General features: G+C 69.2%; 25 protein-coding genes and 1 tRNA gene. 16 read left to right on the top strand and 10 right to left on the bottom strand.

Features of this window, described 5'->3' with window-relative positions:
• Positions 1 to 72: 72 nt before the first annotated feature.
• From P0W64_RS08700 to P0W64_RS08685, 4 genes are all read left to right on the top strand, one after another.
• Positions 73 to 753 carry a flavodoxin family protein gene (locus tag P0W64_RS08700; protein ID WP_275479688.1) on the top strand — a complete coding sequence of 227 codons (681 nt, stop codon included), beginning with the start codon at positions 73 to 75 and terminating at the stop codon, positions 751 to 753.
• Positions 753 to 1,250 (top strand): DUF2505 domain-containing protein, encoded by a 498-nt coding sequence (locus P0W64_RS08695; protein ID WP_275479687.1) that lies wholly within the window; start codon positions 753 to 755, stop codon positions 1,248 to 1,250. Before P0W64_RS08700 ends, P0W64_RS08695 begins: the two co-directional genes overlap by 1 nt.
• On the top strand, positions 1,243 to 1,962 hold the full coding sequence (locus tag P0W64_RS08690; RefSeq protein ID WP_275479686.1) for a nitroreductase family protein: 720 nt from the start codon (positions 1,243 to 1,245) through the stop codon (positions 1,960 to 1,962). Before P0W64_RS08695 ends, P0W64_RS08690 begins: the two co-directional genes overlap by 8 nt.
• Before the next feature lie 100 nt (positions 1,963 to 2,062).
• The gene (locus tag P0W64_RS08685; protein WP_275479685.1) at positions 2,063 to 3,841 is read left to right on the top strand and encodes a hypothetical protein; all 1,779 of its coding nucleotides are present in this window, start codon (positions 2,063 to 2,065) and stop codon (positions 3,839 to 3,841) included.
• A gap of 4 nt (positions 3,842 to 3,845) precedes the next feature.
• On the opposite strand, the gene P0W64_RS08680 is transcribed toward P0W64_RS08685, so the two are convergent.
• Entirely contained in the window at positions 3,846 to 4,628 is a 783-nt protein-coding gene (locus P0W64_RS08680) for an SDR family NAD(P)-dependent oxidoreductase (protein ID WP_275479684.1), read from the bottom strand.
• A 56-nt stretch (positions 4,629 to 4,684) separates the two neighbouring features.
• Here P0W64_RS08680 and P0W64_RS08675 point away from each other — a divergent pair, with 56 nt between their 5' ends.
• A complete protein-coding gene (locus P0W64_RS08675; protein WP_275479683.1) occupies positions 4,685 to 6,166 on the top strand; it encodes an NAD(P)/FAD-dependent oxidoreductase in 1,482 nt (493 codons plus the stop codon).
• A 4-nt stretch (positions 6,167 to 6,170) separates the two neighbouring features.
• Here the strand turns inward: P0W64_RS08675 and P0W64_RS08670 are convergent, their stop codons facing one another.
• Entirely contained in the window at positions 6,171 to 7,607 is a 1,437-nt protein-coding gene (locus P0W64_RS08670) for an SDR family oxidoreductase (RefSeq protein ID WP_275479682.1), read from the bottom strand.
• 96 nt (positions 7,608 to 7,703) lie between these two features.
• Between P0W64_RS08670 and P0W64_RS08665 the strand changes: the two genes are divergently transcribed.
• Positions 7,704 to 8,198 carry a gluconokinase gene (locus tag P0W64_RS08665; protein ID WP_275479751.1) on the top strand — a complete coding sequence of 165 codons (495 nt, stop codon included), beginning with the start codon at positions 7,704 to 7,706 and terminating at the stop codon, positions 8,196 to 8,198.
• 25 nt (positions 8,199 to 8,223) lie between these two features.
• On the opposite strand, the gene P0W64_RS08660 is transcribed toward P0W64_RS08665, so the two are convergent.
• Together P0W64_RS08660 and P0W64_RS08655 are read right to left on the bottom strand one after the other, a co-directional pair.
• Entirely contained in the window at positions 8,224 to 9,567 is a 1,344-nt protein-coding gene (locus P0W64_RS08660; protein ID WP_275479681.1) for an MFS transporter, read from the bottom strand.
• A gap of 231 nt (positions 9,568 to 9,798) precedes the next feature.
• Positions 9,799 to 9,884 (bottom strand) — tRNA-Leu (locus tag P0W64_RS08655).
• Between the two features lie 110 nt (positions 9,885 to 9,994).
• Between P0W64_RS08655 and P0W64_RS08650 the strand changes: the two genes are divergently transcribed.
• Positions 9,995 to 11,341, top strand: coding sequence for a M20/M25/M40 family metallo-hydrolase (locus P0W64_RS08650; RefSeq protein WP_275479680.1), 1,347 nt, complete (start codon positions 9,995 to 9,997; stop codon positions 11,339 to 11,341).
• Positions 11,342 to 11,352: 11 nt separating this feature from the next.
• Positions 11,353 to 11,892, top strand: a complete 540-nt coding sequence (locus tag P0W64_RS08645; protein WP_275479679.1) for a YbhB/YbcL family Raf kinase inhibitor-like protein — start codon at positions 11,353 to 11,355, stop codon at positions 11,890 to 11,892.
• Between the two features lie 66 nt (positions 11,893 to 11,958).
• Here P0W64_RS08645 and P0W64_RS08640 read toward each other — a convergent pair whose 3' ends face one another.
• The 4 genes from P0W64_RS08640 to P0W64_RS08625 form a co-directional block, all read right to left on the bottom strand.
• Positions 11,959 to 12,426: an SRPBCC family protein gene (locus P0W64_RS08640; RefSeq protein ID WP_275479678.1), complete on the bottom strand. Its 468-nt coding sequence runs from the start codon at positions 12,424 to 12,426 to the stop codon at positions 11,959 to 11,961.
• Between the two features lie 83 nt (positions 12,427 to 12,509).
• A complete protein-coding gene (locus P0W64_RS08635; protein WP_275479677.1) occupies positions 12,510 to 13,592 on the bottom strand; it encodes a quinone-dependent dihydroorotate dehydrogenase in 1,083 nt (360 codons plus the stop codon).
• Between the two features lie 6 nt (positions 13,593 to 13,598).
• On the bottom strand, positions 13,599 to 13,835 hold the full coding sequence (locus P0W64_RS08630) for a DUF5703 family protein (RefSeq protein ID WP_275479676.1): 237 nt from the start codon (positions 13,833 to 13,835) through the stop codon (positions 13,599 to 13,601).
• An 8-nt stretch (positions 13,836 to 13,843) separates the two neighbouring features.
• Complete coding sequence (locus P0W64_RS08625; RefSeq protein WP_275479675.1) at positions 13,844 to 14,857, bottom strand: hypothetical protein; 1,014 nt, start codon at positions 14,855 to 14,857, stop codon at positions 13,844 to 13,846.
• Positions 14,858 to 14,953: 96 nt separating this feature from the next.
• Between P0W64_RS08625 and P0W64_RS08620 the strand changes: the two genes are divergently transcribed.
• A complete protein-coding gene (locus P0W64_RS08620; RefSeq protein WP_275479674.1) occupies positions 14,954 to 15,814 on the top strand; it encodes an undecaprenyl-diphosphate phosphatase in 861 nt (286 codons plus the stop codon).
• Here the strand turns inward: P0W64_RS08620 and P0W64_RS08615 are convergent.
• Positions 15,801 to 16,658 (bottom strand): LysR family transcriptional regulator, encoded by an 858-nt coding sequence (locus tag P0W64_RS08615; protein ID WP_275479673.1) that lies wholly within the window; start codon positions 16,656 to 16,658, stop codon positions 15,801 to 15,803. The genes P0W64_RS08620 and P0W64_RS08615 overlap by 14 nt on opposite strands.
• 70 nt (positions 16,659 to 16,728) lie before the next feature.
• Between P0W64_RS08615 and dapA the strand changes: the two genes are divergently transcribed.
• The 7 genes from dapA to P0W64_RS08580 all read left to right on the top strand — a co-directional run bounded on the left by dapA (position 16,729) and on the right by P0W64_RS08580 (position 22,143).
• Entirely contained in the window at positions 16,729 to 17,625 is an 897-nt protein-coding gene (gene dapA, locus P0W64_RS08610) for a 4-hydroxy-tetrahydrodipicolinate synthase (RefSeq protein ID WP_275479672.1), read from the top strand.
• 64 nt (positions 17,626 to 17,689) lie between these two features.
• Positions 17,690 to 18,301: a hypothetical protein gene (locus P0W64_RS08605; protein WP_275479671.1), complete on the top strand. Its 612-nt coding sequence runs from the start codon at positions 17,690 to 17,692 to the stop codon at positions 18,299 to 18,301.
• Positions 18,298 to 18,966: an MSMEG_4193 family putative phosphomutase gene (locus P0W64_RS08600; protein ID WP_275479670.1), complete on the top strand. Its 669-nt coding sequence runs from the start codon at positions 18,298 to 18,300 to the stop codon at positions 18,964 to 18,966. Before P0W64_RS08605 ends, P0W64_RS08600 begins: the two co-directional genes overlap by 4 nt.
• Before the next feature lie 87 nt (positions 18,967 to 19,053).
• On the top strand, positions 19,054 to 19,638 hold the full coding sequence (locus tag P0W64_RS08595; protein ID WP_275479669.1) for a DUF3090 domain-containing protein: 585 nt from the start codon (positions 19,054 to 19,056) through the stop codon (positions 19,636 to 19,638).
• Positions 19,635 to 20,465 (top strand): SCO1664 family protein, encoded by an 831-nt coding sequence (locus tag P0W64_RS08590; protein WP_275479668.1) that lies wholly within the window; start codon positions 19,635 to 19,637, stop codon positions 20,463 to 20,465. Before P0W64_RS08595 ends, P0W64_RS08590 begins: the two co-directional genes overlap by 4 nt.
• Positions 20,466 to 20,530: 65 nt before the next feature.
• Positions 20,531 to 21,772, top strand: coding sequence for a cysteine--1-D-myo-inosityl 2-amino-2-deoxy-alpha-D-glucopyranoside ligase (gene mshC, locus P0W64_RS08585; protein ID WP_275479667.1), 1,242 nt, complete (start codon positions 20,531 to 20,533; stop codon positions 21,770 to 21,772).
• Positions 21,773 to 21,831: 59 nt separating this feature from the next.
• Positions 21,832 to 22,143 carry a hypothetical protein gene (locus tag P0W64_RS08580; protein ID WP_275479666.1) on the top strand — a complete coding sequence of 104 codons (312 nt, stop codon included), beginning with the start codon at positions 21,832 to 21,834 and terminating at the stop codon, positions 22,141 to 22,143.
• 1 nt (position 22,144) lies between these two features.
• On the opposite strand, the gene P0W64_RS08575 is transcribed toward P0W64_RS08580, so the two are convergent.
• Complete coding sequence (locus P0W64_RS08575; protein WP_275479665.1) at positions 22,145 to 23,005, bottom strand: PAC2 family protein; 861 nt, start codon at positions 23,003 to 23,005, stop codon at positions 22,145 to 22,147.
• Positions 23,006 to 23,009: the final 4 nt, after the last annotated feature.

Here is a 23,009-nt window from a genome sequence, read left to right as displayed (position 1 = left end):
GGATACCGGGATGTACCGAATGCCCGCTGTGGGCGCATCGATTCGAGGCCGAACGGCCGGGGAGGCGGCAGCGTGAGCGCACCGTCGGACGGAAGGCGGCCGCCGCGGGTGCTGCTGCTCGCCTACAGCTACACGGGACAGACGCGCGCGCTGCTCGATGCCGCCGGCGACGTCTTCGCCGAACGCGGCTGGGAGGTCGAATCCGCGCCGATCGTGCCCGAGGATCCGCGCATCGCCCGCCGCTTCGGCACCTTCCCGATGCGTCGTGTGTGGCCTGACATGCTCAGCGTCCTGCCGGCGCAGGCACGGCGTGCCACGTGCGCGGTGACGGTTCCCGAGTCGGTCGTCGGGGGCGACTACGACCTGGTGTGCCTGGGCTCGCCCACCTGGTGGAGTGCTGCCAGCATGCCGATGCGTTCGTTCCTGAAGTCCGACGACGCTCGGAAGCTTTTGGCAGGAAACAACTTCGCGGTCTTCATAGCATGCCGTGGCCGCTGGCGCGGCAACCTCGCGGAGATCACGAAGCTCGGGCGCTGGCAGGGCGGGCGGTACGCGGGGGAGTACCACGCGACGTACCCGGGTAACGAGGTCACGTCGATGCTCTCCCTCACCAGCTACCTCGGCTCGGGTGAGTACCGCGAGAAGTATCTGGGCGTGACGCTGCCTCCCACCAACGTTTCGGCAGCGCAGCTGGACGAGGCTCGCGGCTTCGCCGAGTCGCTCGCCGACAGCCTCGTCGGGCGGGACGGCTGATGCGCCGGTTCGAAGCGACGGTCACGTCGCCCGCCACCGCCCCGCAGGTGCTCTCGGCGTTCGGGGACGAGCGTTACTGGCGCGCGCGGTTCGAACACTTCGGCGGCGGCGTCGAGCTCGCTCACCTGGGCACGGACGAGGCGGGGACCGTCACCGTCGAGACCGTGCAGGACCTGCGTCGTGAGGGCCTGCATCCGCTGGTCGCCAGGGTCTACCCGCGCGACCTGCAGATCGTCGGGCGCGAGCGGTGGGCCCCCGACGCCGACGGCGCGACCGGGGCGATCTCCGTGGAGGTGCGCGGCGCGCCCGGCTCCGGGGCCTGCAAGGCCCGGCTGGCATCTGCCGGTCCCGGATCCACGATGCGCGTCGACGGGGAGGTGCGCGTGAAGGTGCCACTTCTCGGGGGGCCCGTGGAGAAGGTGGTCGCGGCCCAGTTCGCCGGCCACATCCCCGACATCCAGGCGTTCACGAACGAATGGATCGCGGCGCATGTCTGACACTCCCGTGGCCGTCGTCCCCTCGACCGAAGAGGCGCTCGCGCGGCTCGACATGCCCCTCGTCGACGCCATGATGACGCAGCGAGCCATCCGGCGCGTCCACCCCGATCCCGTCGACGACGCCATCGTCCTGAAGCTGCTGGAACTCGCGCAGCGTGCCCCCACGGGGCAGAACGGCCAGCAGTGGGAGTTCGTCGTCGTCCAGGACCGCGCGGCGAAGGCGCGACTCGGCCGCAGCTACCGCCGGATATGGAACCTGTATTGGCGGACCGTGTATCGACATGTGGCCGCCAAGGACCCGGCCAAGGCACGGATGGCGAAGGCCGTGCAGTGGCAGGTCGACCACTTCGAGGAGATCCCTGTCCTCGTCGTGGCGTGCATCCGCCTGGGCGTGCGCGAGGGCCGCGTGCCGCTGGTGCGGATGCCGCACATCGCGGAGTCCGGTTACTGGGGATCGATCTACCCGGCAGTGCAGAACCTGCTGCTCGGGGCACGTGCGATGGGCCTCGGTGCGTCGCTCGTAACCATGCCGCTGTGGAACCTCACGGCGGCACGACGCATGCTCGAGCTGCCCGTCGATGTCACCCCCGTGTGCGTCGTGCCGCTCGGCTGGCCGAAGGGCCGATACGGCCCTTCGGCGCGGATACCCGTCGGAGACGTCACTCACCGTGATGCGTACGGGAACCGCTACTGGCTGGACCCCGGCGGATGACAGGGGTTGCTGTTTACGTGGCGGGCATCGCAAATCCGCTGACGTGAAGGTAATGTACTCGTAAATTCTGGACACATCTCTACTACCGAAGGGCTGACACGTGCGTTTCAGCAAGCCTCTGACCGCCGCGGTCGCCGTCGGCGTCGCCGCGACCGTCACCACCGTGGGGCGGCCTGACGTCGCGCTCGCGGCGAACTCGATCTCGAACATCCCGCTCAACGTTCTCCAGACGCTGTACAACCTGCCCGCCAACGAGCTCGCGGGCATCCAGGCGACTTCGGACGCCATGAAGGAGTCGGGCAACTGGTGGTTGTACACGCCCACCAACGTGATCGGCTTCGACCAGGCCGACAAGGCGAAGATCGACGGGATCACCAAGCTGCTGATCCCGGTGCCCAAGCTGGCGGCCTCGGTCGCCGCGCCGCTGAACACCATCGCCGAGGCCGAGTTCCCGATGACCGCGAACTGCACCGGCATCCCCGGGCCGTGCGCCAGCGCGACCTACTGGACCCCGTACTTCAACGTCGCGCCCTGGACCCTGCTCTCGGGTTATAAGTTCGGTGACGTCGAGAACACCATCGACCCGACCATCCCGATCCCGTGGTCGAACACCACGGGTCAGGTCAACCCCCTCGGCCCGGTCGGGGCGATCTGGGACACCCTGACGCAGGACCCGACAGGGTTCAAGGACGTCCCCGGCGTCGGCGACTACGCCAAGGCGCTGCTGGACATGGGCGTCAACTCGTTCAACTCGCTCAATCCGTTCGTCGACGGCACCTACTGCCTGCCGTGCCAGATCGTGTCGCCAGGCGCGCCCGACTCGCTCACGCGCATTCCGCTGTTCGGCAACTGGTACACCTTCGCCGACCTCGGTCAGCAGTTCACCGACACCGACCGCCCGGGCCATCCGGACCCGACCGCGCCCGACGGCAATGTCGACGCGCTGTCGCTCTGGAGCCCCGAGGGGCAGGCGCGGCTGTGGCAGGACATCCAGAAGTCGGCGACGGACCCGTCCTACTCGCAGAAGCAGATCGATCAGGCGCTCGACTTCGTCAAGACCGAAGCCGGCATCTACGGACCGTGGATCACGGGTGCGCCGGCCGGCATCCTCGGCGCTATCGGGGCGGTCGGCCAGAACGCCGGCTCGCTGGGCACCGACGTGATCGGTTCGATCCTCGAGCCGTTCGGCGCCTCCGCCGGGTCTGCCGCGACGGCCTCCCCGGCTACCTCGGGCGCCTCGTCGGCCGCATCCAAGGCCGCCTCCGTCGTCTCCGGCCCGACGTACTCGTCCACGGGTGACGGTTACACGCTGACGCCGGTCGGCAGTGCCGCCAAGGCCGCCACCCAGGCGGCATCGGCGGGCTCGACCACGGCGGCAGAGTCGGCCGGTGCCGGCTCGATTGCTACAACGGGTTCTGCTGGCACGGATTCTGCGGGTACCGGTTCCGAGAGCGCGGCGACCTCCGGTAGCGGCTCCACCGGCACGTCCGGGTCCGGCACGTCGGGGTCCGGGGCCTCCACGAACTCGGGTGACTCCGGGGCGAAGAACGTCGTCGGCGAGGCCGCAGGCGGCGCCGCGAAGGCCGCCGAAGGCGCGGCGGGCGCTGTCGCCGGTGCCGCGGGCAAGGTCGCCGATGCGGCCGGTGCCGGCGCGTCCGGGTCGGATTCCAAGTCGTCGGGCTCGGACTCGAAGTCGTCGGACTCCGGTTCCACGGATGCCAAGTCGTCTGATTCCAGCTCATCGGATGCCAAGTCGTCGGGCTCGGAGTCGAAGTCGTCGGACTCCGGTTCCTCGGACTCGAAGTCGTCGGACCCGGGTTCGTCGGATTCGAAGTCGTCGGGCTCCTCGGGTTCGGGCTCCGCCGGCTCTTCGAACTGACCGCTCAGTGCATGTCGCGCTGGCCCCGGCTCACGGCCTCCATCATCGCGTCCCCACCCGCTCGTCGGGCGATGGTGGCGGTGACGCCGGGGAGCAGCGCGCCCACGGCGGTTCCGACCCGCAGGGGCCACGGAGCCACCGTGACCTCGCCCCGGTCGCGCTCGGTCGCGTGCACCGCGGCGCGCGCGACCCGCTCCGCGGTGACGGTTCCGGAGCGGGGGATCTCGACGCCCGCGTCGGAGAACATGCCCGCATCCCGGACGGGGCCGGGCAGCAGCACCGATACACCCACGCCGTGCGGACGCAGGTCGGCGCGCAGCGCGAGACCGTAACCGCGGACCCCGAACTTGGTGGCGTTGTACAGCGCGAGATGCGCGGACGCCGATTTTCCGGACAGGGAGGACAGGAGGACCACGTGGCCACGCCTTCGTTCGGCCATCTGCTGGGATGCGAGGCGAGACAACACGATCGGCGCACGCAGGTTCACTGCGAGCGCGCGGTCGATGTCCTCGACGTCGTAGTCCTGGCCGGAGGCGGGGATCCCCGCGTTGGCCACGAGCACATCGACCCGACCGACCTCACTCAGAAGCCTTGCAGGACCGTCGTTCTCGGCGAGGTCGGCCGCTATCGCCTCGGCGTGCAGCGGCTCCGCGACCGCGGCCAGCGCGGCCTCGTCCCGGCCGGTCACCGTCAGGCGCGCACCGCGGGCCGCAAACGCCTCCGCGAGTGCGGCGCCGATACCGCCGGTCGCTCCGGTAACAAGCACATGCGCGTCCCGCAGATCCATGCGCGCCAGCGTACGCGGCACCTCCTGTCGGTATCGGTGTGCGGTAGCGTGACGCCATGAGCGATGCCTACGACGTGGTCGTGGTGGGAGCCGGCTTCGGCGGAATCGGCGCGGCGATCGCGTTCCGGCAGCTCGGCTACGAGAACCTGCTGATCCTCGACCGCGAGGACGACCTGGGCGGCACGTGGCACGTCAACCGCTACCCGGGGCTCACCGTCGACGTCCCGTCCACCACGTTCTCCTACTGGTTCGAGCCGAATCCGGACTGGTCCGGACTGTACGCTCGGGGCCCCGAGCTCAAGGCTTATGCCACGCGCGTGGCCGAGAAGTACGACGTACGGCGGCACATGCGGTTCAATACCGCCGTCGACGGCGCACGGTGGGACGAGGACGAGTCGTGCTGGCATGTCGCCTTGGCCGGAGGCGATACGGTTCGAACTCGTTTCCTGGTGTGCGCCACCGGGTTCCTGTCTCAGCCGGCCGTGCCGGACATCCCCGGTATCGAATCCTTCGAAGGCGCCGTCGTACACACCGCGCGATGGGACGCCGAGCACTCGTTCGCGGGGGAGCGGGCCGCTGTGATCGGCACGGGATCGACGGCGGTGCAAGTCATCCCGGAGCTCGCGAAGGACGTCGACGAGCTGACCGTGTACCAGCGGACACCGATCTGGGTGATGCCGAAGCTCGACGTGAAGTTCCCGGCGCCGTTGCGACGCCTGTTCGCCCGGGTACCGGCGACACAGCGGGCCGTGCGTCTGACCACCGACTCGTTCATGGAGTTCCTGATGGTCGTGGCCATGTGGAGGTACCGAACGTTCCGGCGGCTCAACGGTTTCGCGGCGCAGGCCGCGGGAGTGCACCGGTTCGCATCGATCCGCAACCGCGCGTTACGCAAGTCGCTGACTCCGTCTTATGACTACGGTTGCAAGCGCCCTACCGTGTCCAACGGTTACTACCGCGCCTTGAACAAGCCTCACGTGACCCTGGATACCGCGGGTATCGAGCGGATCGAGCCGCACGCCGTCGTCGGTGCGGACGGTACTCGTCGTGAGATCGACACCCTGGTTCTGGCCACGGGCTTCGACGTCTGGAAGACCAACCTGCCCGCACTCGAGGTGATCGGCCGCGACGGCCGCGACCTCGGAAAATGGTGGCGGGACACCAGGTTCCAGGCCTACGAAGGTGTCTCGGTGCCCGGTTTCCCGAATCTCCTCACCCTCGCCAGCCCGTATGCGTGGGTCGGGTTGTCGTGGTTCAACACCGTCGAGTACCAGATGCGACACATCCGTCGGCTGTTCGGGGAGCTCGAGCGGCGCGGCGCCTCGACGTTCGAGGTCACCGAGGCGGCGAACGCGCGCTTCCTGGCCCGCATGGAGGGGCTGCTGGAGGACTCGGTGTTCCGACTCGGGAACTGCGCGTCGTCGAACTCCTATTGGATCAACAACCGCGGCGAGGCGCCGCTCTTCCGCCCGACGTCGGTCCGCGACGCCGTGCGCACGCAGGATCGGTTCCCGCTGTCCGACTACGACTTCAGTTGATCGCTCACCACGGTGATCGCCGGTAGTCCTTGAGGAAGCACCCATAGAGGTCGACGCCGTTCTCGCCCTGCACGATCGGGTCGTACACGCGCGCCGCGCCGTCGACGAGATCGAGGGGCGCACGGAAGCCCTCGTCGGCCAGCCGCATCTTGGTGTAGTGCGGGCGCTCGTCGGTGATCCAGCCCGTGTCGACCGCGGTCATGAGGATCCCGTCCCCCAGCAGCTCCTCGCTGGACGTGCGGGTGAGCATGTTGAGCGCAGCCTTCGCCATATTCGTGTGCGGATGGCCGGGCCCCTTGTAACCGCGGGAGAACTGGCCCTCCATCGCGGACACGTTGACCACATACCTGCGGCGCGCGGGCGAGGCCTGGAGCGCGGGCCGGAGCCTGGACAACAGGATGAACGGGGCTACCGAGTTGCACAGCTGCACCTCCAGCAGCTCCAGCGGCTCGATGTGCTCGACGGTCTGGACCCACGAGTTCGTGCGCACGAGGTCCGGTAGCAGGCCGCCGGCATCGATCGCGGAACCGTCGGCGATGCGTGCGGCGGACGCCGAGCCGCCCCGTAGTGCGAGCGCCGTGAGGGCGGCGGCGTGCGTGGCGTCGTCACCATGGTCGACGAGCGCCTGGGACAGGGACGCCGGATGTGCGGCGCTCGCGCGCCCGAACGTGACGATGCGCGAGGCGAGTTCGGCCGGCACATCGGCGTTCTCAGCCGCCACGAGCGCAGAGTAGGCGCCAGGGGAGCGGCGCACCGTCTGCGCGGCGTTGTTGATGATGATGTCGAGGTGTCCACGCTCTGAGACCGTGTCGGCGAGTGAGACCACCTGTGCGGGGTCGCGGAGGTCGATGCCCACGATGTGCAGCCGGTCCAGCCAGTCCGCGCTGTCCGAGAGGGCGGCGAAGCGGCGGGCGGCGTCGGCCGGGAAGCGAGTGGTGATCGTGAGGTCCGCGCCGTCGCGCAGCAGGCGCAGCGCTATGTACATGCCGATCTTGGCACGGCCGCCGGTCAGGAGCGCGCGGCGACCAGTGAGGTCGCACCGCTGCTCGCGCTTGGTGTGGCTCATCGCCGCACATTCGGGGCAGAGCTGGTGGTAGAACGCATCGACGCGCGTGTACGGCGTCTTACAGATGTAGCAGTTCTGCGGCGTGCCCAGGTCGCCCGCCGAATCGCCCACGGTCGGGGTGGTGAGCAGGATCCCCGCGGTCTCGTCGTCGATGCGGTCCGCCGACCCGGTGGCGGTGCGTTCCAGCACTGCGCGGTCCGCGGCTCGGGCGGCCGCGCGGGCCTCCTTGCGCCGCAGGCGTTTCGCCCGCTTGAACATGTGGCCGACCGCCCGCTGGACCTCGATCGACTGCGCGTCGTCCTCGTCGAGCTCGGCCGCGGCCTGCAGGACACGGTGGAACGCGGCGAGGTCGTGGGGGTCGATGGATGCGGGCATGGTTCCCTCCGGGCCTGTGCGATACGTGGCGTCCGTGACGGACGCGGGCGAGTCGCGTGCTGTACTCGACAAGTGTCCACTATCCAGATCTGCGTGATGGGAGTGTCCGGCTCCGGCAAGAGCACGGTCGGCTCCGAGCTGGCCCGCCGGCTGCATCGGACCTTCGCCGACGGCGACGACTTCCACTCCAAGGCCAACCGCGACAAGATGGCGGCCGGCCATCCACTCACCGACGCGGACCGTGCGCCCTGGCTGGACGGCATCGGGCGCTATCTTGCGGATGAGGCGGCAGCGGGCCGTGCCGTGGTGGTCGCGTGCTCGGCGTTGAAGCGCGCGTACCGGGAGCGGCTGCGCGGCGCGGGCGCGAACGTGTACTTCGTGCTGCTGACCGGCGCACCCGAGCTCCTCGAGCAGCGGATGCAGGCTCGGCAGGGACATTTCATGGAGGCGGGCATGCTCGCGTCGCAGCTGGCCATCCTCGAGTCGCTGGGGCCCGACGAGGCAGGCGTCACCGTCGACGTCGACCGGGACGTCCCCGACGTCGTCAGCGAGCTGGTCGCCGACCTCGAAGCCGAGGAGGGTATGACGTGATGCCCGGAATCGACGCGGTGCCGGTTCACGCGTAGGCGTGACCCCGCTCGTTGTCGAGGTGCGTCTCGGCCTTGTTGCGTAGGAAGAAGATGTACGTGATCAGCGAGCCTGCGATGGTGAGCGTGACGTACGCGATGAACCAGTCGACGTGGCCGGCCGACTTCGCCCATTCGTATATCAGTGGTGCGGTGCCGCCGAAGATCGAGTTGGCCAGTGCGTAGCCGATGCCGACACCCAACGCCCGGATATGCGATGGGAAGACCTCGGCCTTCACGAGCGCGCTGATCGACGTGTAGCCGGTGACCAGGACGTAGCTCACGACGAGCATGAGGAACGACAGCAGCGCCGTGTGCACCTGAGGAATGAAGTGCACCAGGACGTACGTGTAGAACAACGCGCCGACACCGAAGGCGATGAGCTGCGGACGCCGGCCGAACCGATCACTCATGATCCCGCCCACGGGCTGCAGCAGCATGAAGACGATCAGCGCGCACAGATTGATCCATGTCGCGGTGGTCGGGGCGTCCTTGTAGGTGGCTTTGACCATCGCCGGCGCGTTGACGCTGTACACGTAGAACGCGCAAGTGCCGCCCATGGTGATGAAGAAGACCAGGAGCAGGGGGCGCCAGTAGTTGACGAACAACTCGCGCACAGAACCCGATACCTGGTCCCGGCCCGCGCGGATCGCGGTCAACTGCTCGGCGCTGAGTGACTCGTCCATGCTGCGGCGCAGCCAGAACACGACGACCGCGGCGACGCCGCCGATGCCGAACGCGACGCGCCAGCCGTACGTTCGCACATCGTCCTCGGGCATGACGTTGAGGATGACCAACAAGACCAGCTGAGCGAGCACCTGGCCGCCGACCAGCGTCACGTACTGGAACGATGAGAAGAAGCCGCGCCGCTCACGGGTCGCGGCCTCCGACATGTAGGTGGCGGACGTGCCGTACTCACCGCCCGTCGCGAAGCCCTGTACGAGGCGACACACGATAAGGATGAGTGGTGCTGCCACGCCGACCGCCTCGCGGGTCGGCGCCACCGCGATGATCATCGAGCAGGCCGCCATCAGCGTCACGCTGAACGTGAGGGCGGCGCGCCGACCGTGGCGGTCCGCGTAGCGCCCGAAGAACCACGAGCCGAGCGGGCGCGTCAGGAACGTGACCGCGAATATCGCGTACACGTAGATGGTCGAGTTCTTGTCGGCCTTGTCGAAGAACTGGCCCTCGAAGTATGTCGCGAACGCCGTGTAGACGTACACGTCGTACCACTCGACGAGGTTGCCGGACGAGCCTCGGAGCGTGTTCCATATCGCTCGGCGGGTCTCCGCTCCGCTGCTGCGGCTCGGGGGATGAGCGCTGGTCTCGGTCATCGTCGGCTGCTCCTCGTAAGGGGGTAAGGGTCTGGCGTGATCACCATAATTCGGGCTACCCAGGCGAACGGCGCGAATCGCCGAGCCGTTCGTCCCATTCACAGCAGGTTGCACGCAGGCTGCACGAATCTCGGAACGCCGGTGTGCGGCAACGGGAAAAGCCCACTCGTCAGGCGTTTCGATGAGGCGACGGCAAAAGCCCCGGATCGAGAAGATCCAGGGCTTTGACTGTGCGCGGAGGGGGACTTGAACCCCCACGTCCGTTAATAGGACACTAGCACCTCAAGCTAGCGCGTCTGCCATTCCGCCACCCGCGCCGGGAAACGTTGACCACAGTAATCCATCGCCGCTCGGGTTCCCAAATCGCCACGTCAGAGCCTATGCGGCCGTCCTGAACGCTGGTCGCGCCCGTGGTAGGACTGTAGGCGTGACAGACAATCCCGCAGCCCCGACCGTCGCCGTCGACGAGGTCGTCGACACCGTGGGCACCCTGATTCGGTTCGACACCTCCAATACCGGCGAGCTCGCGACCACGAAGGGTGAAGAGGCGTGTGCCCGGTGGGTGCAGGCGCGACTCGAGGAGGTCGGCTACGAGACGACCTACGTCGAGTCCGGCCAGCCCGGCCGGGGCAACGTCTTCGCCACGCTCCCCGGCGCGGACCGCTCGCGGGGCAAGCTGCTGGTGCACGGTCATCTCGACGTGGTGCCCGCCGAACCCGCCGATTGGAGTGTCCATCCGTTCTCCGGCGCCGTCGAGGACGGCTACGTATGGGGCCGCGGCGCCGTGGATATGAAGGATATGTGCGGCATGATGCTGGCGCTCGCGCGGCAGCTGCGATCGTCCGGCACCGTGCCGCCACGCGACATCGTCTGGGCGTTCGTGGCGGACGAGGAGGCCGGCGGCACCTGGGGTTCGCAGTGGCTCGTCGCGAATAGGCCCGAACTGTTCGAGGGCGTCACCGAGGCCGTCGGCGAGGTCGGCGGCTTCTCCCTCACGGTCGACACCCCCTCCGGCGGCAAGAGGCGCCTGTACCTGGTGGAGTCTGCCGAGAAGGGGCTGGGCTGGATGCGGCTCACCGCCAAGGCACGTGCGGGACACGGGTCGTTCCTGCATGAGGACAATGCCGTCACGCTGATCTCCGAGGCGGTCGCCCGTCTAGGGCGACACCGCTTCCCCCTCGTGCTGTCCGAATCCGTGACCGAGTTCCTGAAGGCACTGAACGAGGAGTCGACCTTCGACATCGCGCCGGATCAGCCCGACCTCGAGGCCGCGCTCGGCAAGATCGGCGGGCTCTCGCGGATCGTCGGCGCCACGCTGCGGGATACCGCCAACCCGACGATGCTGAATGCGGGGTACAAGGCCAACGTCATCCCGCAGACCGCCGAGGCGGTGGTCGACTGCCGCGTCCTGCCCGGGCGGCAGGCCGCTTTCGAGAAGACGGTCGACGAGCTCATCGGCCCCGACGTGACCCGCGAGTGGATCACGAAGCTCGATTCCTACGAGACCACGTTCGACGGCGCGCTCGTGGACGCCATGAACGCCGCGATCCTGGCACACGATCCGGACGGGCGAACCGTCCCGTACATGATGTCGGGCGGCACCGACGCCAAGGCGTTCGCGAAACTCGGGATCCGCTGCTTCGGATTCGCGCCTCTGCAGCTGCCGGAGGACCTGGACTTCGCCGCCCTGTTCCACGGTGTGGATGAGCGGGTCCCGGTCGACGCACTAGTGTTCGGGACGAACGTCTTCGAGCACTTCCTGATGCACAGTTAGAGAGGACATAAATGCCCGACCACAGCTTCGATCCCTACGCCGGACTGCCCGCACTGCCCACGTTCACCGTCACATCCGAGACCTTCACCGACGGCGGGGAACTGCCCGTCCCGCAGCGCAGCGGCATCATGGGAGCCGGCGGCACCGACGAGTCGCCGCAGCTCTCCTGGTCCGGCTTTCCGGACCAGACGAAGTCGTTCGCCGTCACGTGCTACGACCCCGACGCGCCCACCGCCTCCGGCTTCTGGCACTGGGCCGTCGCGAACATCCCCGCGTCGGTCACGTCTCTCGCTGCCGGCGCCGGCAGCGGTGAGCCGGGCGCACTACCAGAGGGGGCCCAGACGCTGTCCAACGACGCGTCGCTGCGGCGCTACGTCGGTGCCGCGCCGCCCGCCGGGCACGGACAGCACCGCTACATCTTCGTCGTGCACGCGCTCGGTGTGGAGAAGCTGGACCTACCCGAGACGGCGACCCCGGCGTACCTGGGCTTCAACCTGTTCGGCGCTGCCATCGCGCGCGCCACGATCTCCGGCCTCTACGCGCAGGACTGAGAGCCTCCCGGCCGCCTGCTCGCGTTTCTCCCCAGCGGGAGACCCCGAGCAGTCGGCCATGGGGGATCAGCGCGTCGTCACGTATGTCTCGAGGGCTGCCAATGAGCGATCGAGATACGCAGCGGGGAAGACGGGGAAGCCGCCGAACTCGCGCCGCACCTGCTCCGGGACAGCGGACCAGTCGTATGTGATGGTGACCGTCGTGCCGCCGTCGGTCGGGGCGAGGTCGTAGCGCCACAACCAGCCGCCCGAGCCCCACTCGCCGTCCCTGGTCTGCCCGGGCTGCCAGCCGATGGTGCGGTCCTGCTCGAACGCGATGACCTTGTTGTCCATCCGGTACGCGCCGCCGACCTGCTCGAGGAACATGTCCATCCCGAACAGCTGACCGACCTCCGTGATCGGCGCGGGAGCGACCGCGTCGCGGACCCAGTCGGTCGGCTCCGTGAACCGATGCTGGGCGGGGTCGGCGAGGACTGCGAACACCTCGGCGGGCGATGCGGCGACGGTACGGGTCGCCGTCAAGTGGTCGGCCATTGCATACTCCTCGGCTTTCGATGTGTACGGCGTGCACATCGAAAGCTAGTCGGCTCCTGGCGATACCGTCAACCGGCGCGGGCCTACCGCGTGCGCAGATCGGCACCGACTGCGTCGGCGACGGACGCGAAGCCGTCGGCGCGCAGGAGGGCGGCGAGCTCGCGTTGAACCCTCGAGACCCACAGCGGTCCGCCGTATATGAACCGCGTGTAGACCTGTACCAGAGAGGCGCCGGCCCGGATCCGTTCGTACACGTCGCCCGCGTCCTCGACGCCGCCCACCGAGATGAGCGTGAGGCGGTCGCCGACGCGTGCGGCCAGGCGGCGCAGTACCTGAACGGAACGCCGGGCGACGGGCGGTCCGCTCACGCCGCCCGCGCCGTACGAGGCCACGACTCCCGCATCGGTAGACAGCCCGTCGCGGGCGATGGTCGTGTTGGTGGCGACGATGCCGGCGAGGCCCATGTCGAGGGCGAGGTCGGCGACCGCGTCGATGTCGTCGTCGGACAGGTCCGGCGCGATCTTGACCAGCACAGGTGCGGTCACGGTCTCGAGGACGGCGGCGAGGACCGGGCGCAGGCTCTCCACGGCCTGCAGATCGCGCAGCCCCGGAGTGTTGGGGGAGGACACGTTGACGACGACGAAGTCCGCGAGCGGGCCCAGCAGCATCGCGCTCGCACGGTAGTCCTCGGGCGCCTCGTCGAGCGGCGTCGACTTCGTCTTGCCGATGTTGGCGCCGATCGGGACGGCAGCGCTGCCGGGCGCCCGCTTGCGGAGTTCGTTGGCAGCGGCGCCGGCGCCGTAGTTGTTGAAGCCCATGCGGTTGATGAGCGCGTGGTCGTCGGGCAGCCGGAACATGCGCGGGGCGGGATTGCCGGGTTGTGGATACGCGGTGACGGTGCCGATCTCGGCGAAGCCGAATCCCATGGCTCCCCACGCGTTGACGGCACGCGCGTTCTTGTCGAAGCCGGCCGCGAGCCCGATCGGCGTGGGGAACTCGACCCCGAACACGGTCTGGCGCAGCACCGGGTCGCGATAGGCGCCGACTCGGCGCACGACGTCGCGGAGCGGCCCCACCGACGTCACGGCACGGATCAATCCGAAGACGAGGTGGTGGATCCGCTCCGGCGGCACAAGGAACAGGATCCGCAGCAGGTACTGGTACATCGTCGGCTAGACACCCCTCGTGGTGCTCGGTTCGGGAAGCATGCTGGTGGTCTTGGTGCGCTTGCGGCGCAGCAGTACGCGCCTCGACCCGTCGGTGTACAGGCGCACGCGTGAGAGCTCCCAACCCCCGAACTCCGCCTCGATCTGCAGCCGCATCGTGGCGGTGACACGCGAGACCTCTTTCGGCAGACGAAGAGGGAGGAAGTCGTACTCGGCATCGGTCGCTCCGGCTGAAGCCTTCACGTCTCCTCCTAGCGGGTCGGTATCGCCTGCACGCCGCCGCCGGACGCCGAGACGACGAAGACCGTTCCGTCGCGCGGGTCCACGGCAATCGCGTCCGGCTGGGCGACGGTGGCTTTGCGCTGCTTCTCGACCGGGATTCCGCTCGACAGCGCGTAGCCGACCACCTGGTTGGTACCGGTGACCGACACCCAGGTCAGCTTCGCGACGTCGTCGTAGTCTACGGCGAACGGCGAATCCGGCACGGGATAGAGGAACCGCTCCATGAACGGAGCCATCGTGTAGCCGATGATCTGGCCCTTGCCCGTGTCCACCGCCACGACGCGACCGAACGTGTCCACCTCGGCCTCGGTGATCCCGCGGCCCACGCGCAGCGACTGTCCCAGCACTCCCTTGTCCAGGTCCACCTCGGTGAGCGAAGCCTGCTTGCGGTCCGCAGCCAACACGTGCCCGGCGTGTGTGAGTATGCGGCTCGCCTCGACGAGGCCCGAGATGGTCTTCTGCACGCCGCCATCGGTGTCGAGCACCAGGATGCGGCCGTCGGCGAGGCCCGCAACTATGCGGCCGTCGGCGAGTCGCGTCACGTCCAGGACGTCGCCGTCGACCGTGAACGGGCGGGCCGTGCGCGTCTGCGTGTCGACGTCGAGGACGGCGTCACGGGCGGCCACCAACAGGTGGCCGGGTGCGCCCGGGACGATGCGATGCGCCGGCGCGCCCTGGCCCAGCGGCACGGTCGCGACCTGCCGCAGCCCCCCGTCGACGGCGAACAACACGATGTCGGAGTTCGACGCCATCGCGAGAATGCGGTGTTCGGTGTCGAACGCGATAGCCTTCGACGCCGGGGCGGGAACGACCTGACCTGCGGGAACGGATGCCAGAGCGACCGCGGCCGGGGTCGCCGGAGTGATGGTCGGTCGATTCTCCGGTTTCGACGACGAGCAGCCGGAGAGGGCAACGGCCGAGGCGACAGCAACCGCACCGAGGGCGGTGGTCGCGCGGCGGCGCCGGGTGATGGTGCGAGACATGATGATCTCGAAACTACCGGTCGCGCGGCACCCGGTAGCGTGCGCGGGGTGGAAGACACACGTGATGCGATTGCGGGGGACTGAAGTCTGATGGACATGACCTGGCTGCAGGCCGTCGTGCTCGGGTTCGTTCAGGGGCTCACGGAGTTCCTGCCGGTGAGCTCGTCCGGGCACCTGCGGATCGTCTCGGCGATCTGGTTCGGCGACGACGCGGGCGCGTCCTTCACGGCCGTAACCCAGCTCGGCACCGAGGCCGCGGTGCTCGTGTACTTCTTCACCAAGATCGTGCAGATCGTGCGCGCGTGGTTCATCGGGATGTCCAACGTCATCCGCGGCATGATCCGCAAGGAGCCCGCGGGCGACCAGGGACTCGACTACCGCATGGGCTGGTATGTGATCATCGGCACGATCCCGATCGGCGTGCTGGGGCTGCTCTTCAAGGACCAGATCCGCAGCGGTGCCCGCAATCTGTGGCTCACGGCGAGCATGCTCATCCTCTTCTCCCTTGTGATCCTCCTCGCCGAGAAGTTCGCGACGCAGCGTCGGGCGATGGACGAGATGACCGCCCGGGACGCCGTGATCATGGGCCTCGCGCAGTGCCTCGCGCTGGTGCCCGGTGTGTCCCGATCCGGCGCCACGTCAAGCGCGGGCCTGTTCCTCGGGCTGGAACGGCGTGCCGCGGTCGAGCTGTCATTCCTGCTCGCCATCCCGGCGGTCACCGCTTCCGGGCTGTTCAGCCTGCCCGACGCGTTCACGTCGGACGGTGTCGGGCTCCAGGCGTCCGGGCCGCAGCTACTGGTGGCGACGGTCATAGCATTCGTCGTCGGGTACGCATCGGTCGCATGGCTCCTGAACTTCGTGGCCAAGCACTCGCTCAACTGGTTCGTGGGCTACCGCATCGCACTCGGAGTCATCGTCCTCGGGCTGCTCACGACGGGGGTGGTCAGCGCGACGTAGCTGCCGTCCTAAGGGCGCGGAGGCCGGCGGCGACCCTGGGATCGCCGCCGGTTCCGTTGCGATAGGCCAGCCAGGTGTGTCGTCGTGCGCCGATCGGCCGGAAACCCGTCGCGGCATCCGCCGCGAGCTCCGGGACCAGTGCGACGCCCTGGCCGGCGTCGACGAGAGCGATCACCGCGGCGAAATCGTCCGCGTGATGCCGGATGCGAGGTGTGAATCCCGCAGCCTCGCAGATCCGCACCGTGGCCGCGTGACACAGTGTGCCGGGCGACGCCGTCACCCAGTCCTGGTCGGCTGCGTCGGCGACCGTCCGCGGCCCGCCCGCGAGCAGGAGTGCCTCGCCGAGCAGCGGCCGGTACTCGAGGCCCGGATCCCGCGACTCGGGGACGCCGTCGTAGGTGTGCAGCAGCGCGATGTCCAGGCCGCCGGCCCTGAGATCGCCGGGTGCCGTCGCCGGGTCGACCTCGACCACGCCGACGTGCAGGGCCGGGTGGTCGGTGCTCAGCGCGACGAGCGCCGGCGTGACGAGGGTGCGCATCGCCGTGGCGAACGCGCCGATCGCAAGGCTTCCGGTGACGCGCCCGCCCGCGCTGCGCAGTTCCGCCTCGGCCACCTCGAGCGTCGTGAGGACCTGCTCGGTGTGAGCGACCAGGGTCTCGGCGACCGGGGTGAGTGCGACGCTGCGGCCGGTACGTTCCAGTAGCGGCACGCCGGCCTCGCGTTCGAGCGTCGCCAGCTGCTGGGACACCGCGGAAGGTGTGTACGACAGGGCCTCGGCGACCGCGGCGATGGTGCCGCGTCGCGCCAGTTCGCGCAGCAGGGTCATGCGACGTACGTCGAGCATCGGCTCAGCTTATGCTCATCCTCGGATATGTGTGCTGGTTCTGTTGCTATGCGTGCCGCACTCTTCACATATGAACCTCGCCGGACTGCACATCCCGTTGGTGACGCCGTTCACCGCAGACGATCGCGTCGACACCGCCGCACTCGAGTCGCTCGCGGCCCGGGCGCTCGACGCGGGGGCCGCGGGCCTGGTGGCCCTCGGCACCACCGGCGAGCCGGCGTCGCTCACCTCTGACGAGCGACGCACCGTCGTCGACGTGTGTGCGGCCGCGTGCGGCGGACGTGCCCTGCTCACCGTCTGCGCCGGCGGTAACGCAACCGCGGCTACCGCCTCGGACCTGGCGGCACTGGACCCGCGCGCGGACGCCGCGCTCGTCACCGTGCCCTACTACACGCGTCCGACCGAAGCGGGCGTCGTCGAGCACTTCCGCGCGCTCGCGGGCGTGAGCTCGGCGCCGATCATCGTGTACGACGCCCCCGAGCGGACCGCACGTCCACTCGGCATCGAGGCACTCCGGGCGCTCGGGGACATCGACGGTGTCATCGGCTTCAAGCACGCCCCCGGTGCGGTCACCGACGTCACGATGCGGCTGTTGGCCGAGCAGCCGCATGCGGTCCTCGGAGGGGACGACACCCAACTGCCCGCGGTCCTGGCGCTGGGCGCCCGCGGGGGCATCACGGCCTCGGCGAACGTCGCACCCGACTGCTTCGTCGCTCTCGTCGCAGCGTGGCGCGATGGAAGGGTCGACGAAGCCCGAGCGCTCGGAGCCGAACTCGTGCCGATCGCCGCGGCCCTCTTCGCAGAACCCAATCCCGTGGTCATCAAGGCGGCTCTGGCGGCGCAGGCCCGGATATCGTCGCCCGCGGTCCGGCTACCGCTGCTCCCGTCCGGCATGCAATCGACCGCCGACGCGGTCCGCGCCCTCGGTCGGTTGCGTGACCGCTTCCAAGAGGTCAGACTGGTGTAATAAAACGCGAGCACCGCTCTCAGGAGAAGTCATGTCGCTAGTTCCACCAACCACTACAAGACATATGCGATCTGCCGCCGCGGCGCTCGGAGCTGCGGGGCTCGCGCTTGCGGTCTACCCCGTCCTCCGTGGCTCCGGCAGTGAGGAGGGCCTCGTCGGCGCCGCCCTGTACGCAAGACCCGCCTGGCTGGTCGCGCACTGTCTCGGCATGTTCGGGTTCATCGCTACGGCATGCGGCCTACAGGCGGTCGATCGATGGGCGGCCCGGCTCGCGTTGATCGGTACCGTCGCCGTGCTGCCGTACTACGGCGCGGAGGCGTTCGGCCTCCATGCTCTCGGCCGTACGGCGCTGCAGCAGCAGGATCCCGGCGCGATCGAGGCCGCTGACGCATTCCGTTACCAACCCGTGGCGATGACGATCTTCGGGCTGGGACTGCTGATGTGGGCTGCCTCCGGTGTCCGGCTCGTCGTACTCAGCCGGCGCCTGCGGGGCATCGCGGCGCGGGTCGGTGCGATCGTCGCCGGCGTCGGTCTGGTCGGCTACCTCCCGCAGTTCTTCGCTCCGATCGAGGTCCGTATAGGACACGGGCTGCTTCTCTGCGTGGGGCTCCTGTTGCTGGCGGCCTCCCTGGTCCCGCAGCCTCCTCGGGCGGGTGCCTACACTCGGATCCCATGACCGTGATCCTGATCCGGCACGGCCGATCCACCGCGAACACCTCGGGGGTTCTCGCGGGCCGGACGCCGGGCGTCGCATTGGACGACGTCGGCCGCGCGCAGGCGGACGACCTGGTCACCAGGCTGGGTGGCGTGGAGATCGTCGCCGCCGTCCGGTCGCCGCTCCTGCGCTGCGAACAGACCCTGGCTCCCCTGCTCTCGGCGCGCGCTCTCGACGCCACGGTCGACGATCGCCTGGCCGAGGTCGACTACGGTTCGTGGACCGGTCGCAAGATCGGTGAGCTGCTGAACGAGCCGCTGTGGAAGGTGGTGCAGCAGCAGCCGTCCGCCGCCGAGTTCCCCGGCGGCGAGGCGCTCGCACAGGTGCAGGCCCGTGCCGTCGCGGCCGTCCGCGCCCACGACCGCGCAGTGACCGCGGAGTTCGGACCCGACGCCGTGTGGGTCGCGTGCTCGCACGGCGATGTCATCAAGGCGATCGTCGCCGACGCCGTCGGGAGCCACCTCGACCAGTTCCAGCGCATCGTCGTGAACCCGGCGTCGACGTCCGTGGTCACCTACGGCGAGCATCGTCCCGTCGTGCACTGGGTCAACAACTCGACCGGGCCGGCAGTGCTGCCCAAGCGCAAACCCGAAGAGGCGACGGTCGGGGGAGAGCGGGGCGTCTGACGCGCGCGCCCCGGCCAGGCGGGCCGTTCGGCAGCGGGTTTAATGGATCTTGATGGATCAGTGTTGGAACAGGGTGAGGAGGCCCCGATGAGCAGATCGGTTCACGTCTTCCGGACACCCGATAGGTTCGTCGCGGGCACCGTCGGGCAGCCGGGCGACCGGGCGTTCTACCTACAGGCAGTGCACGATGCGCGGGTGGTCTCGGTGCTGCTCGAGAAGCAGCAGGTGCAGGTGCTCGCGGAGCGCATCGGCGCGCTGCTCGACGAGGTGTCGCGGCGGTTCGGGACGGACGTACCACCCGAGGCCGAGACGGTCTCCGACCTGAGCCCGCTGGTCACACCCGTGGACGCCGAGTTCCGGGTGGGAACGATGGGACTCGGCTGGGACGCAGAGGCGGGCTCCGTCGTCGTAGAGCTGCTGGCCATCACCGAGAACGAGCTCGACGAGTCGGTGGTCCTCGCCGACGACGCAGAGGACGGCCCCGACGCGGTGCGGGTCTTCCTCTCACCGACGGCGGCGCGGGAGTTCGCGACCCGCTCGGAGCGCGTCATCGGCGCGGGCCGGCCACCGTGCCCGATCTGCGGCAACCCCCTGGACGCAGACGGCCACATGTGCGTTCGCCTCAACGGCTACCGCCGCGGCGAGGCGTTCGGGTCGGCTGCCGAGCAGTGACGGGCGATCTCCGCGAGGCCGACCTGCGGGTGCTCGGGCGCATCGCGAGCGCGTCCAACGCGACGCTGCTGTGCGAGCTCGCCGACTCGGGCACGCGCTGCGTCTACAAGCCGGTGCGGGGCGAGGTCCCGCTGTGGGACTTCCCGGACGGAACCCTCGCGGGCCGCGAGGTCGCGTCCTATCTCGTATCGGAGGCCCTCGGCTGGGGCGTGGTGCCGCCGACCGTGCTGCGCGACGGCCCCGTCGGCCCCGGCATGGTGCAGCTGTGGATCGACGACCCGGAAGAGTGCGCGGACGACTCCGAGGACAGCGAGGCGGACGCCGGCGCCACGGCGCCGGCGGAGCACGATCCCGTCGACATGTTCGACGTCGGTGACGTCCCGGACGGCTACCTTCCGATCGTGACGGGCCTGGTCGAGGACAGGGACGAGGCCGACGGTTACCGCGAGGTCGTGCTCGCGCACGCCGATGACCCGCGGCTCATGCGCATGGCCGTGCTCGACGTGCTGATCAACAACGCCGACCGCAAGGGCGGGCACGTCCTTGCGGGGCCGGGCGGCCGCCTGTACGGCGTCGACCACGGCATCTGCCTGCACCGAGAACCCAAGCTGCGCACGGTGCTGTGGGGTTGGGCCGGCCGCACGGCGCCCGACGAGTTGGTCGTGCCGGTCGCCTCCCTGGCCGAGCGGATCGACGTCGACGAGCTCGGCGCCCTCATCACGCCCCTCGAGGTCGAGACACTGCTCACGCGGGCGGCCGACTTCGCCGACGACCCCGTCATGCCGATGCCTTCGACCTCGCGGCCGATTCCCTGGCCACCGTTCTGACGCGCCGTCGGCGAGCCGATCGGCCCGGAATCGGCGGCTCGCCGCCGACGAATACAGTGGGGGACATGCGATCGTGGTCCGGCGTAGATGTCCCGTCCATCCCCGGTAGCGGGGTCCCGCTGCGCCTGTACGACACGTCCGATGCCGTCGTGCGCCCGGTCGCTCCGGGTCCGATCGCGACGATGTACGTCTGCGGGATCACCCCGTACGACGCGACGCACCTGGGCCACGCCGCTACGTATCTGACATTCGACCTGGTCAATCGGGTACTGCGGGACAATGGGCACGATGTGCACTACGTGCAGAACATCACCGACGTCGACGATCCGCTGTTCGAGCGCGCCGCGCGCGACGGCATCGACTGGCGCGACCTGGGGGACCGGGAGATCGAGCTGTTCCGCACCGACATGGCCGCGCTCCGGGTTCTTCCGCCGCGCGAGTACGTCGGTGCCGTCGAGTCCATCGACGAGGTGTCCAAGCTGGTCGGTCGCCTGCTCGAGCAGGGCGCGGCCTACGTCGTCGACGATCCCGAGTACCCCGACGTCTACCACCGTGCGGATGCGACGCCGCAGTTCGGCTATGAGTCCGGCTATGACCGGCCGACCATGGAGCGATTCTTCGCCGAGCGCGGTGGGGACCCCGACCGGCCCGGCAAACACGACCGCATCGATGCTCTCGTGTGGCGCGCCGAGCGCGACGGTGAGCCCGCGTGGCCGTCGCCGCACGGTCCGGGCCGCCCCGGCTGGCACGTCGAGTGCGCGGCGATCGCCATGAACCGGCTCGGCGACACCATCGATATCCAGGGCGGTGGCAGCGACCTGATCTTCCCGCATCACGAGTTCTCGTCGGCACACGCGGAGGCGGCCACCGGAGAGCGCCGATTCGCCCGGCACTACGTGCACGCCGCGATGATCGGCCTGGACGGCGAGAAGATGTCCAAGAGCCGCGGCAACCTGGTGCTCGTGTCCAAGCTGCGGCAGGCCGGTGTCGACCCGGCGGCCATTCGGCTAGCCCTCTACGCGGGCCACTACCGCGACGACCGGGCGTGGACGGACGAGGTGCTGTCGCGGGCGCAGGCGCGGCTGGATCTGTGGCGCCGGGCGTTCGCCGCCCCGTCGGGCCCGAACGGCGAAGAGGTGATCGCGAATGTGCGCCGACATCTCTCCGACGACCTCGACACACCCCGCGCCCTTACCGCCCTCGACGCGTGGGCGGAACAGGCCGTGACCCGCGGCGGACCGGACGACGCGGCGCCGGCGGCGGTGGGGCGCGCCGTCGACGCACTGTTGGGCGTTGCCGTTTCGTGACCGGCGAATCGCGGGTGGATCGCCCGGGTGGCGTACGTACACCGCTATATTCATCGGCTGTGAAGACTGTGCTCGAACTGACGCCCGAGCTCACCGAGGGCGTGTGGACCGTTCAGACCCGCACGTCCACCTACGTGCTCGACCTCTCGGAGATGACGCTGATGCGCGCGCCCGGCATCGGCAGCGACCGGGACGACGACAAGTGGGGGATCAGTCAGCTCCGTCGGGACTCCGAGGACATCCCGCTCCTCGGCATCAAGGCGTGCCGGGTCGGAGAGTCCGCGCAGTTCTGGGTCCGCGCCGCCGACGATCCCGACGTGCGCACCTGGCGCATCACCACGCCGGTCGTCAGCATCGAGCGCATCGGCTGAGTCAGGGACCCGAGCCCGGCCCGCGACGGCGGAGGTACTTCTCGAACTCGGCGGCGATCGCGTCGCCGTCGATCTCCTGAGCCGCGTTCTTCATCTCGGTTGCCGCGTCCCCGCGCTGCTCCAGCCCCCGGACGTATTCGGCGATGTCCTCGTCATCGGCGGTCATCTCCGAGATGGCCTCCTCCCACTCCTGCGCTCGCTGCGTCAGCTCGCCCACCGGGATCGACAGATCCAACACCTCCTCGACGCGCCGCAGTAGCGCCATCGTCGCCTTCGGATTGGGCGGCTGCGAGACGTAATGCGGAACGGCCGCCCAGAACGAGATCGCCGGGAATCCGGCGCGTACACACACGTCCTGGAGCACCCCCGTGATGCCCGTGGGGCCCTCGTAGCGGTTCTGCTCCAGCCCGAACCGCTTGGCCGACTCCTCGTCGTAACCCGCGCCCGTCACCGGCACGGGGCGAGAGTGCGGCGTGTCGGCCAGCAGCGCGCCCAGGATCACCACGGTGTCGATCCGCAGCTCCCGGAAGATCTCCATCAGCTGATCGCAGTACGCGCGCCAGCGGAAGTTGGGTTCGATACCGCGCAGCAGCACCACGTCGCGTTCCGCGCCCTTGGGGCGGCACACGGAGACCGTGGTGGCGGGCCATTCGATCGCACGCGTCACGCCGTCGATCTGCTTGATCAGCGGGCGGTTGACCTGGAAGTCGTAGAAGTCGTCCGAATCGATCTCGGTGAGCATCTCGGCGTCCCACAGCAGTTCCAGATGTTCGACGGCGCCGCTGGCGGCATCGCCGGCGTCGTTCCAGCCCTCGAAGGCCGCGATCAGGATCGGCTTCTCCAGCCGCGGGAAGGACGTCACCCTC

It is taken from the genome of Tsukamurella sp. 8F (genome assembly GCF_029167375.1).
Taxonomy (GTDB): domain Bacteria; phylum Actinomycetota; class Actinomycetes; order Mycobacteriales; family Mycobacteriaceae; genus Tsukamurella.
The sequence above is the reverse complement of the archived record's forward strand: the minus strand, read 5'-3'. Positions and strand labels throughout refer to the sequence as shown.

Excerpts from the sequence above, each read along its gene's own strand:
- P0W64_RS08625 (WP_275479675.1), bottom strand. The coding sequence starts at position 14,857 with ATGTCTCGCACCATCACCCGGCGCCGCCGCGCGACCACCGCCCTCGGT.
- P0W64_RS08675 (WP_275479683.1), top strand. The coding sequence starts at position 4,685 with ATGAGCGATGCCTACGACGTGGTCGTGGTGGGAGCCGGCTTCGGCGGA.
- P0W64_RS08640 (WP_275479678.1), bottom strand. The coding sequence starts at position 12,426 with ATGGCCGACCACTTGACGGCGACCCGTACCGTCGCCGCATCGCCCGCC.
- P0W64_RS08615 (WP_275479673.1), bottom strand. The coding sequence starts at position 16,658 with ATGCTCGACGTACGTCGCATGACCCTGCTGCGCGAACTGGCGCGACGC.
- P0W64_RS08690 (WP_275479686.1), top strand. The coding sequence starts at position 1,243 with ATGTCTGACACTCCCGTGGCCGTCGTCCCCTCGACCGAAGAGGCGCTC.
- P0W64_RS08620 (WP_275479674.1), top strand. The coding sequence starts at position 14,954 with ATGACCTGGCTGCAGGCCGTCGTGCTCGGGTTCGTTCAGGGGCTCACG.
- P0W64_RS08660 (WP_275479681.1), bottom strand. The coding sequence starts at position 9,567 with ATGACCGAGACCAGCGCTCATCCCCCGAGCCGCAGCAGCGGAGCGGAG.
- P0W64_RS08645 (WP_275479679.1), top strand. The coding sequence starts at position 11,353 with ATGCCCGACCACAGCTTCGATCCCTACGCCGGACTGCCCGCACTGCCC.
- dapA (WP_275479672.1), top strand. The coding sequence starts at position 16,729 with ATGAACCTCGCCGGACTGCACATCCCGTTGGTGACGCCGTTCACCGCA.
- P0W64_RS08600 (WP_275479670.1), top strand. The coding sequence starts at position 18,298 with ATGACCGTGATCCTGATCCGGCACGGCCGATCCACCGCGAACACCTCG.
- mshC (WP_275479667.1), top strand. The coding sequence starts at position 20,531 with ATGCGATCGTGGTCCGGCGTAGATGTCCCGTCCATCCCCGGTAGCGGG.
- P0W64_RS08605 (WP_275479671.1), top strand. The coding sequence starts at position 17,690 with ATGCGATCTGCCGCCGCGGCGCTCGGAGCTGCGGGGCTCGCGCTTGCG.
- P0W64_RS08665 (WP_275479751.1), top strand. The coding sequence starts at position 7,704 with ATGGGAGTGTCCGGCTCCGGCAAGAGCACGGTCGGCTCCGAGCTGGCC.
- P0W64_RS08670 (WP_275479682.1), bottom strand. The coding sequence starts at position 7,607 with ATGCCCGCATCCATCGACCCCCACGACCTCGCCGCGTTCCACCGTGTC.
- P0W64_RS08680 (WP_275479684.1), bottom strand. The coding sequence starts at position 4,628 with ATGGATCTGCGGGACGCGCATGTGCTTGTTACCGGAGCGACCGGCGGT.
- P0W64_RS08695 (WP_275479687.1), top strand. The coding sequence starts at position 753 with ATGCGCCGGTTCGAAGCGACGGTCACGTCGCCCGCCACCGCCCCGCAG.
- P0W64_RS08635 (WP_275479677.1), bottom strand. The coding sequence starts at position 13,592 with ATGTACCAGTACCTGCTGCGGATCCTGTTCCTTGTGCCGCCGGAGCGG.
- P0W64_RS08595 (WP_275479669.1), top strand. The coding sequence starts at position 19,054 with ATGAGCAGATCGGTTCACGTCTTCCGGACACCCGATAGGTTCGTCGCG.